Source organism: Candidatus Brevundimonas phytovorans, assembly GCA_029203145.1.
Classification (GTDB): domain Bacteria; phylum Pseudomonadota; class Alphaproteobacteria; order Caulobacterales; family Caulobacteraceae; genus Brevundimonas; species Brevundimonas phytovorans.
Map to the genome: position 1 here is coordinate 25,523 of CP119309.1, position 14,352 is coordinate 39,874.

Genomic DNA, 14,352 nt, shown 5'->3' on the forward strand with positions numbered 1-14,352 from the left:
ACTGGAACAAAAGTGGGTTTCATCCTGTCCTGTTTGCGCGATGAACGTCAATCTATTTGACAAAGATCGGCCGCTTCGGTCATCCATTCGCCATGTCCGCCTCTCAACCCGCACCGGCGTCCGAACCGGCTGATCTCGTTCTGGCCAAACTCGACGCTCTGGCGTCAGTCCTGGCCCCCGGCGGCGCGCGCGCCACGGGCCTGCGCCGCCTGACCGGCGGCGCCAGTCTGGAAACCTGGGCCTTCGATATTGAAGGCGAGAGCGACCTGCGTCCCCTGATCCTGCGCCGTCGCGGCGGGGGCGGCGAGGCCGAGGTGTTCGAAACCTCCCTGGCATTGCCGGTCGAGGCCAGACTGCTGAAGGCGGCGGAGGAGGGCGGCGTGGCCGTCGCCCGTCTGGTGCGCGACTGCGGCGAAGCCGACGGTCTGGGCGAGGCCTATGTGGTCGAGCGGGTCTCGGGCGAGACCCTGGGCCGCCGCATCGCCGCCGACCCCGCCTTCGCCCCGGCGCGCGAGATTCTCGGCCGCCAGTGCGGCGAGGCCCTGGCTCGCATCCACGCCATCCACCCCCCAGGCTTGCCGCCGCTGGAGGTTCAGGACGGTCGGGCCGTGCTGGACCGCTACGCCGACATCTATCGCAGGAGCAGCAATCCGCGCCCCGTCATGGAGGCGGCGTTGAAATGGATGGAGGCCCGCCTGCCGGCGCCGGTCCAGCCGCGGCTGGTTCACGGCGACTTCCGCAACGGCAATCTGATGGTCGATCCCGATCAGGGTCTGACCGCGGTGCTGGACTGGGAGCTGGCCCATCTGGGCGACCCGGCCGAGGATCTGGGCTGGCTCTGCGTCAACAGCTGGCGCTTTGGCGTGACGGATAGGGTGGTCGGGGGCTTCGCTGATCTGGAGGTCTTGCTGGACGCCTACCGCGCGGCGGGCGGCGAGCCGTGGTCGGTCGAGCGCGTCCGTTTCTGGCAGGCGGTCGGCACGTTCAAATGGGCCGTGGTGACGATGATGATGTACCGCACCTTTGCGTCTGGCGCGTCGCGGTCGGTCGAGCGCGCCGTGATCGGCCGGCGTCTCAGCGAATGCGAAGTCGATCTTCTGGCCCTGATGGAGGCGTCGCGATGATCGAAGGTCCGCGCAAGGAAGAACTGGTCGAGGCGACCGTCGCCTGGCTGGGATCGCCGCCGACCTCGGCGGACGGCTTCCACCGCAAGGTGGCCGCCAACGCTCTCGGCATCGTGTCGCGCGAACTGGCCCAATGGCCCGCTGCTGAAGCCGCCGCTGTCGCCCGGATGCGGACGATTCTGGGCCGGGACGGCGACTATGCCGTGCTGAACGCCGCCCTGGCCGAGGGCCTGCGCGACGGGACGGTCAGCGGCGATGATCCGCTGGTCTTCGACCATCTGCGCCGCACGGCGCTGGCTGCCCTGGCCATCGACCAGCCGCGCTATCGCCACGAACTGGCGGCGCCGAAGGACATCTCAGCATGATCGAATGGGTCGAGGTCTCGCCGCGCGACGGCCTGCAGAACGAAAAGACCATCCTGTCGACCGCAGACAAGGTCGCCCTGATCGAACGGGCCGTTGCGGCGGGCGCACGCCGGATCGAGGTCGCCAGCTTCGTCAATCCCAGGCTGGTGCCGCAGATGGCCGACGCCGAGGCGGTGATCGCCGCCCTGCCGCGTCGCGAGGACGTGCGCACCATCGGCCTGGTGCTGAACGAGCGCGGCGCCGGGCGCGCGCTGGCGACGGACGTGCATGAGCTGGGCGTCGTGGTCGCGGCCTCGGACGTCTTCGGCACGGCCAATCAGGGTCTGGACGTGGACGCCAGCATCGCGATGGCCGGACGCGTCATCGAACAGGCGCGGGCCGCAGGCCGGGACGCGCAGGTGACGATTTCGGTCGCCTTCGGTTGCCCACTGTCGGGCGCGGTTGATCCGGCGCGCGTGGTCGACATGGCGCGCCGTCTGGCCGCCTTCGGGCCGCTGGAGATCGCCCTGGCCGACACCATCGGCGCGGCCCGCCCGGACGAGGTGTCGTTCCTGGTCGCGGCGGTAGTCGAGGCTGTGCGACCCCTGCCGGTTCGCGTCCACTTCCATGACACGCGCGGCACGGGCGTGGCCAACGCCGTGGCCGCTGTGGCGGCGGGCGCCGTCACCGTGGACGCCTCGATCGGCGGCACCGGGGGCTGTCCCTTCGCGCCGGGGGCGGCGGGCAATGTCGCCACCGAGGACGTGGCCTATGCCCTGAACGGTCGGATGGCGGTGGACATCGACGCCGTCTGCGAAGCCGCCGTCTGGCTCAATGAAAAACTGCAGCGGACTCGGACCAGCGCCATGATGCGCGCCTGGCAGTCCGCACGCGAGAGGAAAGACGCATGACCCAACTGACGCATGAAGGCCGCGTGGCCCTGATCACCGGCGCCTCGTCTGGCATCGGCGCCGAGTTCGCCCGCGTCCTGTCGCGGGGCGGCGCCAGGGTGGTGCTGGCCGCGCGCCGGGCCGACCGGCTGGCGGCCCTGGTGGCGGAGATCGAGGCGGCGGGCGGCGAGGCCCTGGCCGTGTCGATGGACGTGTCGGACGAGGCCTCGGTCATCGCCGGCTATGACGCCGCCGAGGCGCGCTTTGGTCTGGTCGACACCGTCATCGCCAACGCCGGGGTCAACGCCGACGGCCCCGCCACCGACCTGCCCATCGACGAGTTCGACCAGATCCAGGCGGTCAACAGTCGCGGCGTCTTCCTGACCGCGCGCGAGGGCGGTCGCCGCCTGCTGGCCAGCGGCCGGTCCGAGCGGGGGCGCGTGGTCATCCTGGCCTCGATGGGCGGCCTGCACGCCCTGACCGGTCTGGTGGCCTACTGCGCGTCCAAGGCCTCGGCGGTCATGCTGGGTCGGGCCCTGGCCAATGAGTGGTCGCGCGCCCGCATCAGCGTCAACGTCGTCTGCCCCGGCTATATGCTGACCGACATCAACGAGGAGTGGTTCACCAGCGAGGCGGGCCAGAAGATGATCTCCAAGCTGCCGCGCAAGCGCCTGATGCCCATCGACGCCCTGTCGCCGACCATCAGCTTCCTGACCTCGGACGCCGCCGCCTACACGACCGGCGCCGTCATCAAGATCGACGACGGTCAGCATATCGACTGATCCCTCGGAAATCCGATCGGAAAAGGGGCCTTGTCGGGCCCCTTTTTCATGTCCGGCCCGCACCAGGCAAAAAAGAAGGGGACCGCGAACGGTCCCCTTTGCCGAATGGGCAGTGGAGGGTTTCGAGGGAGGGAGAGCCGCTCAGGTCAACAGCGAGTTCGGCGCCAGGCCGACCAGCGAGCGACCGTGCAGTTCGGTGGACACGTCCATGTCGTAGACGATGTGGCTGGCCATGACCTCGATGTCGCGCAGGATGCGCTGCATCGGGTTGTCGAGGGCGTAGATGCCCGACCCGGAGGAGTCGCAGCAGGTCCGCACCGCTTCCAGGCACTGGCTGACGGCATAGGCGATCTGGGCGCGCAGACGCAGGCGATGAGGCAACTGGTCCTCGTCGCTCATCGCCGACAGCTTCAGATTTTCGTCGGCGGCCTGACGGATCGACAGTTCAGCGGAGCGCACCATCAGGTCGGCGCGGGCCAGACGCATCTGGGCGGCGGGCTTGTCCACCTGGGTCGACTGGCCGCCCATCTTGGTGTGGACGGTCAGCCGCTGGCGGCCCAGCTCGACCGCCGCCTTGGCCGCGCCGACCGAGGGCAGGGCCGCCGTCACGCACAACTGCGGCAGCATGGGCGCGGCGTAGAGCGGATTGGCGTGGATGCGCGAGCCGTTGCCCCGCCCGGTGCGGACCTCGGACATCACAAAGCTGTAGGCCTCGGGGATGAAGAGCTCCTCGGCGACAATGTCATTGGAGCCGGTGGCGGCCATGCCGCTCATGAACCAGGTGTCCAGCACCTTCACGTCCTCGGCGCGCGCCAGCATCATGCGCACGACCGGCGGCTTGCCCTCGCCCATGTCTTCCATGGCGTTCAGCATGACCCAGTCGGCGTGCATGACGACGGTGCCGAACTTCCAGCGGCCCGAGATACGGAAGCCGCCGTCCACACGCACGGCCTTGCCCGGAGGGGCGGCGACGCTGGGGGCGATGACATAGGGGGTGCGGCCCCAGACCTCGGCCTGAGTCTTTTCCGGGAACTGGGCGATCAGCCAGTTGTGCTCGGCGGCGAAGCTGGCCGTCCAGCCGGTCGACGGGCAGGCCTCGCAGATCTCTAGCGTGGCGTCGATATAGGCCTGGGGCTCGAACTCCAGCCCGCCGAAGCGGCGCGGCACGTACATGTAGAAATAGCCGGTGGCGCGCAGGGCGTTCCACACCGCGTCCACCGGGCGGCGCAGGCGCTCGGCCTCGGCGGAGGCGGCGGCGATCATGGGCTTCAGCGCCGTGATCCGTGCGGTCAGCTCGGCCGGGGTCAGGGCGGCGACCGCCTCGGGCGCCAGAAAATCGTCGCCGGCAGGAATGCGCCGGTCCGCGAGCGTTTGGCTCGTCATGTTTTTATCCTCCCCTGTGGGAGGTCCAGTTCGCGGCGTGCGGCGATGAATGTCAAGTAAGTTGACTAAAAATCGACATGACGCCGTTTTCGGGCTTTCCCCGAAGGCGCAGGACGGCGACACTGGCCCGATGACTCGCTCGCTTCTGATGCTCGATCTCGTCCGCACCGTCTACTGGTTCGACGAGCAATTGCAGTCGCGGCTGGACGCCCGTGGCTGGGGCAAGCTGAGCCGGACCCAGTCGCTGGTCCTGGTCAATGTCGCCAACGGCGAGACGCGCGCAGCGCGCATGGCCGAGAACCTGGGCATTTCGCGTCAGGCCATGAGCCAGTTCCTGGCCGAGATGGTCGAAAACAAGCTGGTGGAACTGGTCCCCGACCCGGCCGACCGGCGGGCCCGCATCGTCCGCTTCGCGCCGGAATCCCACGCCATTCGTGACGACGCGCAGAAGATCCTGCGGGACCTCGAGGCCGAGCTGGAGCAGGCCGTGGGGGCCGACAGCCTGGAGATCATGCGCGAAGGTCTGCGCGCCTTCCTGGGCGGTCTGGATGCGGGGGCGACGGCAGAACTGGAAACGGCTTAAGTCAAATTTCTTGACAAGATTGTTCGGCCGGTCGATCACCGTATGACCTCTTCAAGAGGGGCGTGCGGGGAGCGACGGTCATGTTCAGCGACATCTTCGGACTTTCGGCCAGAGCGTCCGCGCGATGAGCGCGGCGACGAAATCCGTCGGCACCCTGTCGGGTCTGACCATCATCGAGATGGCGGGCATCGGCCCCGGCCCCTTCGCCTGCATGATGCTGGCCGACCACGGCGCCGAGGTCATCCGCATCGATCGGCCAGGCACCAGGATCGACCCCACTGACGTGCTGGCGCGCTCGCGCAAGCGGGTCGAACTGGACCTCAAGAGCGAAGAAGGCCGCGCCGCCGCGCGTGAGCTGATCCGTCAGGCCGACGGCCTGGTCGAGGGCTATCGCCCCGGCGTCATGGAGCGTCTGGGTCTGGGTCCCGAGGTGCTGCTGGCGGACAATCCGAAGCTGGTCTACGGCCGCATGACGGGCTGGGGCCAGGAAGGCCCGCTGGCCAAGGCCGCCGGCCACGACATCAACTATATCGCCATCACTGGCGCCCTGAACGCCTTTGGCCGGGCTGGCGAGAAGCCCACCCCGCCGATCAACATGGTCGGCGACTTCGGCGGCGGCGGCATGATGATGGCCTTCGCCATGCTGGCCGGCGTCCTGTCGGCGCGCTCGACCGGGCAGGGGCAGGTCATCGACTGCGCCATGACCGACGGCGCCTCGCTGCTGATGGGCATGATCTGGGGCTTCCGCGCCCAGGGCATCTGGGGCGACGAGCGGGGGACCAACTACCTCGACACCGGCGCGCCCTACTACGACACCTATGAGACCGCCGACGGCCTCTATGTCGCCATCGGCTCCATCGAAGCGCCCTTCTATGCGCGGATGCTGGAAGCCACGGGCCTGACCGATGATCCGATGTTCAAGGATCAGGACGGCGCCGCAGAGCGCGAGACGCGCCGCGCCCGTCTGACCCAGATTTTCGCCGCCAAGACCCGCGACGAATGGCGCGCCCTGATGGAGGGGTCGGACGCCTGTTTCGCCCCGGTGCTCTCCTTCGCCGAGGCCCCTTCCTATCCGCACAACGCCCAGCGCCAGGCCTTCATCGACCTGGACGGCGTGACCCAGCCGGCCCCCGCGCCCCGCTTTTCCCTGACGCCGGCGCCGCTTCCGCGCGCCCCCGGCGCCTGATCAGAACAACCGAGGAAACGACTGTGAGACAAGCCTATATCTATGACGCCGTGCGGACCCCGCGCGGCCGGGGCAACGCCAAGGGCAGCCTGCACGAAGTGACCGCCATCTCGCTGGCGACCCAGGTGCTGCAAGCTCTGCGCGACCGCAACAACCTCGACACCCGCCTGATCGACGACGTGATCCTGGGCTGCGTCGCTCCCATCGGCGAACAGGGCGCCAACATCGCCCGCGTCGCGGCGATCAACGCCGGTCTGGCCCAGACGGTGGCCGGCGTGCAGATGAACCGCTTCTGCGCCTCGGGTCTGGAAGCCGTGAACACGGCCGCCGCCAAGATCGTCTTCGGCGAGGCGGACGTCGCCATCGGCGGCGGCGTCGAGAGCATGAGCCGGGTCAAGATGGGCTCGGACGGCGGCGCCTGGTCGGTGGACCCCGACGTGGCCTTCACCACCTATTTCGCGCCCCAGGGCGTCGGCGCCGACGCTATCGCCACCCTGTCCGGCTTCAGCCGCACCGACGTGGACGCCTTCGCCGCCGAGAGCCAGAAGCGCGCCGCCGCCGCCTGGGCCGACAATCGCTTCAGGAACGCCATCGTCCCGGTCAAGCACTGCGGCGTGACGGTTCTGGCCCATGACGAGTTCATGCGTCCCGAAACCACGGTCGAAAGCCTGAGCGCGCTGAAGGCCTCCTTCGCCGGTCTCGGCGCGGCGGGCTTCGATTCCATCATGCGTCAGCGCTATCCCGAGATCGAAGCGGTCAACCACGTCCACCACGCCGGCAACTCCTCGGGCATCGTCGACGGCGCCTCGGGTCTGCTGATCGGCACGAAGGAAATGGGCGAGAAGATGGGCCTCAAGCCCCGCGCCCGCATCGTCGGCACGGCTTCGATCGGCTCGGAGCCGACCATCATGCTGACCGGCCCGGTGGCCGTGACGCAGAAGGCCCTGGCCCGGGCCGGCATGAGCATCGATGACATCGACCTGTTCGAGCTGAACGAGGCCTTCGCCTCGGTGGTCATGTACTTCATGCAGCAGCTGAACGTGCCGCACGACAGGATGAACGTGAACGGCGGCGCCATCGCCATGGGCCACCCGCTCGGCGCCACCGGCGGCATGATCCTGGGCGCCCTGCTGGACGAGCTGGAACGCACCGGCAAATCGACCGGCCTCGCCACCCTCTGCGTCGGCGCCGGCATGGGCACCGCCACCATCATCGAGCGCGTCTGATCGCGATCTGACAGTCAGGACAACGACATGAACAACTTCACCATTTCGGTGGATGCCGACGGCATCGCCACCTTCCTGTTCGACGTGCCGGGCCGCACGATGAACACCTTCACCGACAGTGCTGTGGCCGATATCGAGGCCATCGTGGCCCGTATCCGCGACGACCTCTTCATTCGCGGCGCCATTCTCGCCTCGGGCAAGTCCAACGGCTTCTGCGCGGGCGCTGACCTGGGCGAACTGGGCGAGACGGCCGGCGGCCGCGCCGAGGGCGCCGCCCGTGAAGCCGCGCTTCCCGCCTCGTCGCGCATGAGCAAGGCGCTTCGTGCGCTGGAAACCGTCGGCAAGCCGGTGGTCGCGGCCATCGAGGGCATCGCCCTGGGCGGCGGTTTCGAGTTCACCCTGGCGGCCCACTATCGCGTCGCCTCGACCAAGGCCAAGGTCGGTCTGCCGGAAGTGACCATCGGCCTGCTGCCGGGCGCTGGCGGCACCCAGCGCGTCCCGCGTCTGGCGGGCGTGCAGGCCGCGCTGGACCTGATGCTGACCGGCGCGCCGGTCGACGCCGAGAAGGCCAAGGTCATCGGCATCATCGACGAAGTGGTCGAGCCGGGTCAGGCTCTGGCCGCGGCCAAGGCCTGGATTCTGGCTGGCGGCGAGGGCGTCCAGCCCTGGGACCGCAAGGGCTACGTCATGAAGGACGGCCCCTATTCGGACATCGGCGGCGCCGTCTTCGTGATGGTTCCGCCGAAGGTCATGGCCAAGAGCTACGGCAACTATCCGGCCCAGAAGAACATCGCCCGCTGCGTCTATGAGGGCTTCAACCTGCCGATGGACGCGGCGCTTCGCGTCGAGTCGCGCCTGTTCATGGACACCCAGCAGACGCCGCAGGCGCGGGCCATGATCCGCTCGCTCTTCCTGTCGAAACAGGCCCTGGCCAAGGGCGGCGCCCGTCCCCAGGACGTTCCGACCTACACCGTCAAGAAGGCCGCCGTTCTGGGCGCCGGCATGATGGGCGCGGGCATCGCCTATGCTCAGGCGCGGGTCGGCATCGACACCGTCCTGATCGACGTGGCTCAGGCCGGCGCCGACAAGGGCAAGGCCTATTCGGAAACCCTGGTCGCCAAGGCCGTGGCCAAGGGCGCGATGAGCCAGCAAACCGCCGACGAACTGGTCGGCCGCATCACCGCCACCACGGACTATGACGCCGTCAAGGGCGCCGATCTGGTGGTCGAGGCCGTGTTCGAGGATCGCGCCCTGAAGGCCGATGTGACCAGGCGCGCCGAGGCCCAGATCGGGGCGGACGCCGTCTTCGCCTCCAACACCTCGACCCTGCCGATCACCGGCCTGTCGGAGGCCTCCGAGCGTCCGGCCAACTTCATCGGCATCCACTTCTTCTCGCCGGTGGACCGGATGGAGCTGGTCGAGATCATCGTCGGCAAGACCACCTCGCAGGAGACCCTGGCCAAGGCGCTGGACTACTGCAAGCAGCTGAAGAAGGTGCCGATCGTCGTCAACGACAGCCGCGGCTTCTTCACCAGCCGCGTGTTCGACACCTACATCCGTGAAGGTCTGGAGATGCTGATCGAGGGCATCGCCCCGGCCATCATCGACAACGTCGGCCGGATGACCGGCATGCCGCGCGGCCCGCTGGAACTGCTGGACGACGTGGCCATCGACCTGGTGGACCGCGTCGCGGGTCAGCGTCGCAAGGACCTGAACCTGCCGGCGCCGGCCGCCGGCGACACCGACAAGTTCCTGATCGACATGGTGGCTCTGGAACGTTGGGGCCGCAAGAACGGCAAGGGCGTCTATGACTATCCGCAAGGCGGGGCCAAGAGCCTGTGGTCCGGTCTGGCCGAGATGTATCCGGTCAAGATCGCGCGTTCCACGCCGGAACTCGTCGAGCACCTGAAGCAGCGTCTGCTCTATCGTCAGGCCGTCGAGGCCGCGCGCTGCATGGACGAGAACGTCGTCACCGCCGCCCGCGACGCCGACGTCGGCGCCATCCTGGGCTGGGGCTTCGCGCCCTGGACCGGCGGCCCGATCAGCCTGATCGACAGCATCGGCGTGGCCGCGTTCACCGCCGCCTGCGAGGCCCTGGCCGCGCAGTACGGCGAGCGTTTCGCGCCGCCGGCCCTGCTGAAGACGATGTCCGCCTCGGGCGAACGTTTCTATCCGGCGCCCAAGCCTCTGGCGGCCTGATCGCCGCACAGGGCTTGAAAACAGGGAAGGGCGGGGCGCGAGCGTCCCGCCCTTTTTCTATGGCCGATGGCCAGGCTGGATTTCAGGCAAAAGAAAAGGCGGGCAACCCCTTGCCCGCCTCTTCCCCTCCTTGCTGGCGCTGAGATCAGGCCAGGTTCAGCTCTTTCAGCACGACCTCGCGGACCGGGCCTTTCTGGATCTTGCCGGCGGCGCTGCGCGGCAGCCGGGCCTCGCTGAAGCTGACGCTCTTGGGCGTCTTGTAGCCGGCGATGCGCTGGCGGCAGAAGGCGGACAGCTCCTCAAGGCTGGGCTGCTCCGCGCCCGCCTTGCAGACGATATGGGCATGGACTCGCTCGCCCCAGGTCGGATCGGGCACGCCGATCACGGCGGCTTCCTCGATGGCGGGGTGCCAGGACAGGGCGTTCTCGACCTCGATCGAGTAGATGTTTTCGGCCCCGGACACGATCATGTCCTTCAGTCGGTCGGTGATGTAGATATAGCCTTCCTCGTCCATCCAGCCCGCGTCGCGGGTGTGCAGCCAGCCGTTGCGCATCACGTCGGCGGTTTCCTCGGGACGGTTCCAGTAGCCCTGCATGACGTTGTCGCCGCGGCCCACGATCTCGCCGATCTGGCCGCGCGGGACCTCGACGCCGTTCTCGTCGACGATGCGGATTTCAAAGCCCGGCGCCACCTTGCCGCACGAGCGCAGGCGCGGGTGGTCGTCGGCGCACTGGTGGTCCTGGGGCGTCAGCACCGTGACCGAGGCCATCTCGGTCTGGCCGAAACCCTGGATGAAGGCGATGTTGGGGAACTTCTCGCGCGCCAGGGCCAGGGTGGCCGCGGGCAGGGACGAGCCGCCGTAGCCCAGCATTTTCAGCTTCGACAGATCCAGTTGATCCAGCCGCTCATACTTGGCCATCCGGTCGATGACGGCGGGCACGGTGAAGCAGTGGGTTACGCCATGCTCGGCGATGGCCTCCAGCATGGTCTCGGCGTTGAAGCTGCGACGGAAGACGTGGGTCGCGCCGGTCATGGTGGCGAACAGGATGCCGATGTCCGCCAGGTGGAACATGGGCGCGGCGTGGAAATTGACCCCCGTCTCGTCGAACGGGATCGTCATCAGCAGGTTGGAGGCGATGGCGTGCATATTGCCGTGGCTCAGCATCACCCCCTTGGGCAGGCCGGTGGTGCCGCCGGTGTAGAAGATGCCGGCCAGATCGTCGTTGGCGGCCAGATGCTCCTCGGCGGGTTCCGAGGCCTGGATCAGGCCTTCATGCGTCAGATGGGCCGAGGCGCCGGGCAGGCCGTCCATGGCGATCAGGCGGTTGACGGCGCCCTCGGCCAGCAGCTGTTCGGCGACGGCGGCGAACTCTTCGCCAAAGCACAGGGTCTCGACCCCGGCGTCCTTCAACTGGAAGGCCAGTTCGGGCGTGGCCAGGCGGGTGTTCAGCGGCGTCAGCGCGCCCCCGGCCCAGAGGACGCCGAAATAGGTCTCGAAATAGACGTCGCAGTTATGGGCCAGGACGGCGACCCGGTCGCCGGTCTGGAGTGCGGCCTGCGTGCGCAGACCTCCGGCCAGACGGGCGACGCGGTCGCCGACTTCGCGCCAGGCCCGGCGGCGGTCGCCGTCGATGGTGGCGGTGCGGTCGGCGGCCGTGACGACGGCGCGAACCAGGCCCTGCGTAATTCTCATCGAAAGGGGTGCTCCTGCCGCCGCTAGGACGGGAAAGATTGTCAAATCTATTGACATCTAATCCCGCCCCGAACCATGTCTGTCAACTCATGTTCAGGCGTTTTTTCGCCGTTCTCGCCGCGACTTGCACGGCCGGGCGGCGCGGCGAGGTGTGCGATGATCGGATTTGAACGCAAGGGCGAGGGCGCGATCATCCGGCTGGATCAGCCCGAGCGGATGAACGCCCTGAGCGAACCGATGATGGAGGCGCTGGACGCCGCCGTGGACGCCGCGCTGGCCTCGGGCGCGCGGGCGCTGATGCTGACGGGCGCGGGCCGGGCCTTCTGCGCCGGCGGCGCCCTGTCCGCGCCCCTGCCGGACGACGCGGGCCTTATTCTGGAAACCCATATCAATCCTCTGCTGCTCAAGCTGGCCGACTTGCCGATCCCGCTGATCGCGGCGGTCAACGGCCCGGCCATCGGGGCAGGGGCCTCCATCGCCCTGGCCGCCGACATGATCCTGATGTCGCGCTCGGCCTTCCTCAGCTACGCCTTCGCCCAGGTCGGTCTGGCGCCGGACAGCGGGGCCAGTTGGCTCCTGCCGCGCACCCTGGGCTGGCATCGGGCTCTGGGGCTGATGATGACCGGCGAGCGCATCACCGCCGAACAGGCCGTGGCCTGGGGGCTGGCGTGGAAGGCCGTCGATCCCGAGGCGCTGTCGGGCGAGGCCGAGGTCTTGCTGGAGCGGCTGTCGAACGGCCCGACCCTGGCCTACGCCGCCGCGCGCCGCACCGCGCGGGCGGCCCTCGACCTCGGCTTCGCCCAGGCGCTGGACGTCGAGCGCGAGGCGCAGGCCGACGCCGGCCGCACCGCCGACTTCCAGGAAGGCGCCGCCGCCTTCGGGGCCCGCCGTCCCGCCCGCTTCGTCGGCCGCTAGAAGGACGCCATGAATCCTCCCCGCACCCTGCTGAGCAAGATCTATGACCGCCACATGGTGGCCGACCTCGGCGACGGCGACATGCTGATGTATGTCGACTTCCATCTGGTCCACGAAGTCACCAGCCCCCAGGCTTTCGAGGGGCTGCGCCAGCGCGGCGTCCCGGTGCACGCCCCGGCCCAGACCCTGACGGTGGCCGACCACAACGTCCCGACGCTGAACCGGGCGGCGGGCGTCCTCGACCCGGAAAGCCGGGCGCAGATCGAACAGTTGCAGATCAACGCCGCCGAATTCGGCCTGCCGTGGATCCCGCTCGACAGCGTGGATCAGGGCATTGTCCACGTCGTCGGGCCGGAGCAGGGGCTGACCCTGCCCGGCACGACCATCGTCTGCGGCGACAGCCACACCGCCACCCACGGCGCCTTCGGAGCCCTGGCCTTCGGCATCGGCACGTCGGAGGTCGAGCATGTTCTGGCGACGCAGACTCTCGTGCAGAAGCGGGCCAAATCCATGCTGATCGCGGTCGAGGGCACCCTGGGCCGCGGCGTGGCGGCCAAGGATCTGATCCTGGCCGTCATCGGCCAGATCGGGACCAATGGCGCCACCGGCTACATTATCGAATACGCCGGTCAGGCGATCCGCGACCTCGACATGGCTGGGCGCATGACCGTCTGCAACATGTCGATCGAGGCGGGCGCGCGGGCGGGCCTGATCGCGCCGGACGAGACCACCTTCGCCTATCTGAAAGGGCGTCGGCACGCGCCGCAGGGCGCGGCCTTCGACGCCGCCGTCGCCGACTGGCGCACCCTGGTCAGCGACCCCGGCGCGCCCTACGACAGGGTGGTGCGTATCGACGCCGCCGCCGTCGAGCCCATGGTGAGCTGGGGCTCCAGCCCCGAGGCCGTGACGACCATCGGCGGCCGCACGCCGGATCTGAGCGCCGTCGCCGACGCGGGTCAGCGGGCCCGGATCGAACAGATGCTGGCCTATATGGGGCTGGCCTCGGATCAGGCTCTGGAAGGTCTGGCCATCGACACGGTCTTCATCGGCAGCTGCACCAACGGCCGTCTGGAAGACCTGCGCGCCGCCGCCGACATCGCGCGCGGCCGTCATGTGGCGAAGGGCGTGCGCGCCCTGGTGGTGCCGGGCTCCGGCCGGATCAAGGCGGCGGCCGAAGCCGAGGGGCTGGACCGTATCTTCATCGACGCCGGGTTCGAATGGCGCGAAGCGGGCTGCTCCATGTGTCTGGGCATGAACCCCGACAGGCTGGCGCCGGGCGAGCGTTGCGCCTCGACCTCCAACCGCAATTTCGAGGGCCGTCAGGGTCCGGGCGGCCGCACCCATCTGGTGTCGCCGTCGATGGCCGCCGCCGCCGCCGTGGCGGGCCGGCTGGTCGATGTCAGGAACCCTGGCTGATGCTGGCCTTCACCACTCTGGACGCCGTCGCGGCGGCCCTGCCGCTCGCCAATATCGACACCGACAAGCTGGCGCCCGGGCGATTTCTGAAGGGCGTCACCCGCGCCGGTCTGGGGCGTATCCTGCTGCACCCGCTGCGCTTTGACGCCGTCGATCAGCCGCGCGCCGACTTCGTGCTGAACCAGTCGCCGTGGGATCGGGCGGGCGTCCTCATCGCGTTCGACAACTTCGGTTGCGGCTCCAGCCGCGAGCACGCGCCCTGGGCCCTGCTGGACTTCGGGATTCGCTGCGTCATCGCGCCCAGTTTCGCCGACATCTTCCGCAACAACTGTCTGAAGAACGGCATCCTGCCGCTGGTCCTGCCCGAGGCGGAGTGTCTGGCGTTGATGGATCTGGCGCGCGACCCGGCGACGGCGCGGTTTCAGGTCTCGCTGCCCGATCAGACGGTGACGGCGGGCGGGCGGACCTGGGCGTTCGAGATCGCTGCGGCGGACAGGATCAAGCTGCTGGAAGGCCGGGACGAGATCGACGCCGCCCTGGCGCGCCTGACCGAGATCGAGGGCTTCGAGGCGCGCATCGGCTATGCGGCGCCGCATCTGAGGGCTTTCTGA

At 68.8% G+C, this 14,352-nt stretch carries 13 protein-coding genes; 11 read left to right on the forward strand and 2 right to left on the reverse strand.

All coding sequences use genetic code 11. The annotated features are described in order from the left end of the window. The first annotated feature begins 92 nt into the window (after positions 1-92). From P0Y52_00105 to P0Y52_00120, 4 genes are read left to right on the forward strand one after another with little or no spacing between them, the layout of a single operon-like run. Positions 93-1,124, forward strand: coding sequence for a phosphotransferase family protein (locus P0Y52_00105; protein WEK57975.1), 1,032 nt, complete (start codon positions 93-95; stop codon positions 1,122-1,124). Next, on the forward strand, positions 1,121-1,489 hold the full coding sequence (locus P0Y52_00110; GenBank protein ID WEK57976.1) for a DUF6285 domain-containing protein: 369 nt from the start codon (positions 1,121-1,123) through the stop codon (positions 1,487-1,489). The genes P0Y52_00105 and P0Y52_00110 overlap by 4 nt, the downstream gene beginning before the upstream one ends. Further along, positions 1,486-2,379, forward strand: coding sequence for a hydroxymethylglutaryl-CoA lyase (locus tag P0Y52_00115; protein ID WEK57977.1), 894 nt, complete (start codon positions 1,486-1,488; stop codon positions 2,377-2,379). Before P0Y52_00110 ends, P0Y52_00115 begins: the two co-directional genes overlap by 4 nt. Further along, positions 2,376-3,140 carry an SDR family NAD(P)-dependent oxidoreductase gene (locus tag P0Y52_00120; protein ID WEK57978.1) on the forward strand — a complete coding sequence of 255 codons (765 nt, stop codon included), beginning with the start codon at positions 2,376-2,378 and terminating at the stop codon, positions 3,138-3,140. Before P0Y52_00115 ends, P0Y52_00120 begins: the two co-directional genes overlap by 4 nt. Positions 3,141-3,281: 141 nt before the next feature. On the opposite strand, the gene P0Y52_00125 is transcribed toward P0Y52_00120, so the two are convergent. Next, the gene (locus tag P0Y52_00125; GenBank protein WEK57979.1) at positions 3,282-4,523 is read right to left on the reverse strand and encodes an acyl-CoA dehydrogenase family protein; all 1,242 of its coding nucleotides are present in this window, start codon (positions 4,521-4,523) and stop codon (positions 3,282-3,284) included. Positions 4,524-4,653: 130 nt separating this feature from the next. On the opposite strand from P0Y52_00125, the gene P0Y52_00130 reads away from it, so the two are divergent. The 4 genes from P0Y52_00130 to P0Y52_00145 all read left to right on the forward strand — a co-directional run bounded on the left by P0Y52_00130 (position 4,654) and on the right by P0Y52_00145 (position 9,717). Further along, on the forward strand, positions 4,654-5,106 hold the full coding sequence (locus P0Y52_00130; GenBank protein WEK57980.1) for a helix-turn-helix domain-containing protein: 453 nt from the start codon (positions 4,654-4,656) through the stop codon (positions 5,104-5,106). A 124-nt stretch (positions 5,107-5,230) separates the two neighbouring features. Then, positions 5,231-6,292 (forward strand): CaiB/BaiF CoA-transferase family protein, encoded by a 1,062-nt coding sequence (locus P0Y52_00135; protein ID WEK57981.1) that lies wholly within the window; start codon positions 5,231-5,233, stop codon positions 6,290-6,292. Between the two features lie 23 nt (positions 6,293-6,315). Continuing rightward, positions 6,316-7,518 (forward strand): acetyl-CoA C-acetyltransferase, encoded by a 1,203-nt coding sequence (locus tag P0Y52_00140; GenBank protein ID WEK57982.1) that lies wholly within the window; start codon positions 6,316-6,318, stop codon positions 7,516-7,518. Between the two features lie 27 nt (positions 7,519-7,545). Further along, positions 7,546-9,717, forward strand: a complete 2,172-nt coding sequence (locus tag P0Y52_00145; GenBank protein ID WEK57983.1) for a 3-hydroxyacyl-CoA dehydrogenase NAD-binding domain-containing protein — start codon at positions 7,546-7,548, stop codon at positions 9,715-9,717. Between the two features lie 145 nt (positions 9,718-9,862). Here P0Y52_00145 and P0Y52_00150 read toward each other — a convergent pair whose 3' ends face one another. Beyond that, positions 9,863-11,410, reverse strand: coding sequence for an AMP-binding protein (locus P0Y52_00150; protein ID WEK57984.1), 1,548 nt, complete (start codon positions 11,408-11,410; stop codon positions 9,863-9,865). A gap of 156 nt (positions 11,411-11,566) precedes the next feature. Here P0Y52_00150 and P0Y52_00155 point away from each other — a divergent pair, with 156 nt between their 5' ends. From P0Y52_00155 to leuD, 3 genes are read left to right on the forward strand one after another with little or no spacing between them, the layout of a single operon-like run. Then, positions 11,567-12,325: an enoyl-CoA hydratase-related protein gene (locus P0Y52_00155; protein ID WEK57985.1), complete on the forward strand. Its 759-nt coding sequence runs from the start codon at positions 11,567-11,569 to the stop codon at positions 12,323-12,325. Positions 12,326-12,334: 9 nt separating this feature from the next. After that, complete coding sequence (leuC, locus tag P0Y52_00160; protein WEK57986.1) at positions 12,335-13,741, forward strand: 3-isopropylmalate dehydratase large subunit; 1,407 nt, start codon at positions 12,335-12,337, stop codon at positions 13,739-13,741. Then, positions 13,741-14,352, forward strand: coding sequence for a 3-isopropylmalate dehydratase small subunit (leuD, locus tag P0Y52_00165; GenBank protein WEK57987.1), 612 nt, complete (start codon positions 13,741-13,743; stop codon positions 14,350-14,352). The genes leuC and leuD overlap by 1 nt, the downstream gene beginning before the upstream one ends.

What these genes read in the sequence shown, in the direction of transcription:
- P0Y52_00105 (WEK57975.1), top strand. Translation starts at nt 93, where the DNA reads ATGTCCGCCTCTCAACCCGCACCGGCGTCCGAACCGGCTGATCTCGTT.
- P0Y52_00110 (WEK57976.1), top strand. Translation starts at nt 1,121, where the DNA reads ATGATCGAAGGTCCGCGCAAGGAAGAACTGGTCGAGGCGACCGTCGCC.
- P0Y52_00115 (WEK57977.1), top strand. Translation starts at nt 1,486, where the DNA reads ATGATCGAATGGGTCGAGGTCTCGCCGCGCGACGGCCTGCAGAACGAA.
- P0Y52_00120 (WEK57978.1), top strand. Translation starts at nt 2,376, where the DNA reads ATGACCCAACTGACGCATGAAGGCCGCGTGGCCCTGATCACCGGCGCC.
- P0Y52_00125 (WEK57979.1), bottom strand. Translation starts at nt 4,523, where the DNA reads ATGACGAGCCAAACGCTCGCGGACCGGCGCATTCCTGCCGGCGACGAT.
- P0Y52_00130 (WEK57980.1), top strand. Translation starts at nt 4,654, where the DNA reads ATGACTCGCTCGCTTCTGATGCTCGATCTCGTCCGCACCGTCTACTGG.
- P0Y52_00135 (WEK57981.1), top strand. Translation starts at nt 5,231, where the DNA reads ATGAGCGCGGCGACGAAATCCGTCGGCACCCTGTCGGGTCTGACCATC.
- P0Y52_00145 (WEK57983.1), top strand. Translation starts at nt 7,546, where the DNA reads ATGAACAACTTCACCATTTCGGTGGATGCCGACGGCATCGCCACCTTC.
- P0Y52_00150 (WEK57984.1), bottom strand. Translation starts at nt 11,410, where the DNA reads ATGAGAATTACGCAGGGCCTGGTTCGCGCCGTCGTCACGGCCGCCGAC.
- P0Y52_00155 (WEK57985.1), top strand. Translation starts at nt 11,567, where the DNA reads ATGATCGGATTTGAACGCAAGGGCGAGGGCGCGATCATCCGGCTGGAT.
- leuC (WEK57986.1), top strand. Translation starts at nt 12,335, where the DNA reads ATGAATCCTCCCCGCACCCTGCTGAGCAAGATCTATGACCGCCACATG.
- leuD (WEK57987.1), top strand. Translation starts at nt 13,741, where the DNA reads ATGCTGGCCTTCACCACTCTGGACGCCGTCGCGGCGGCCCTGCCGCTC.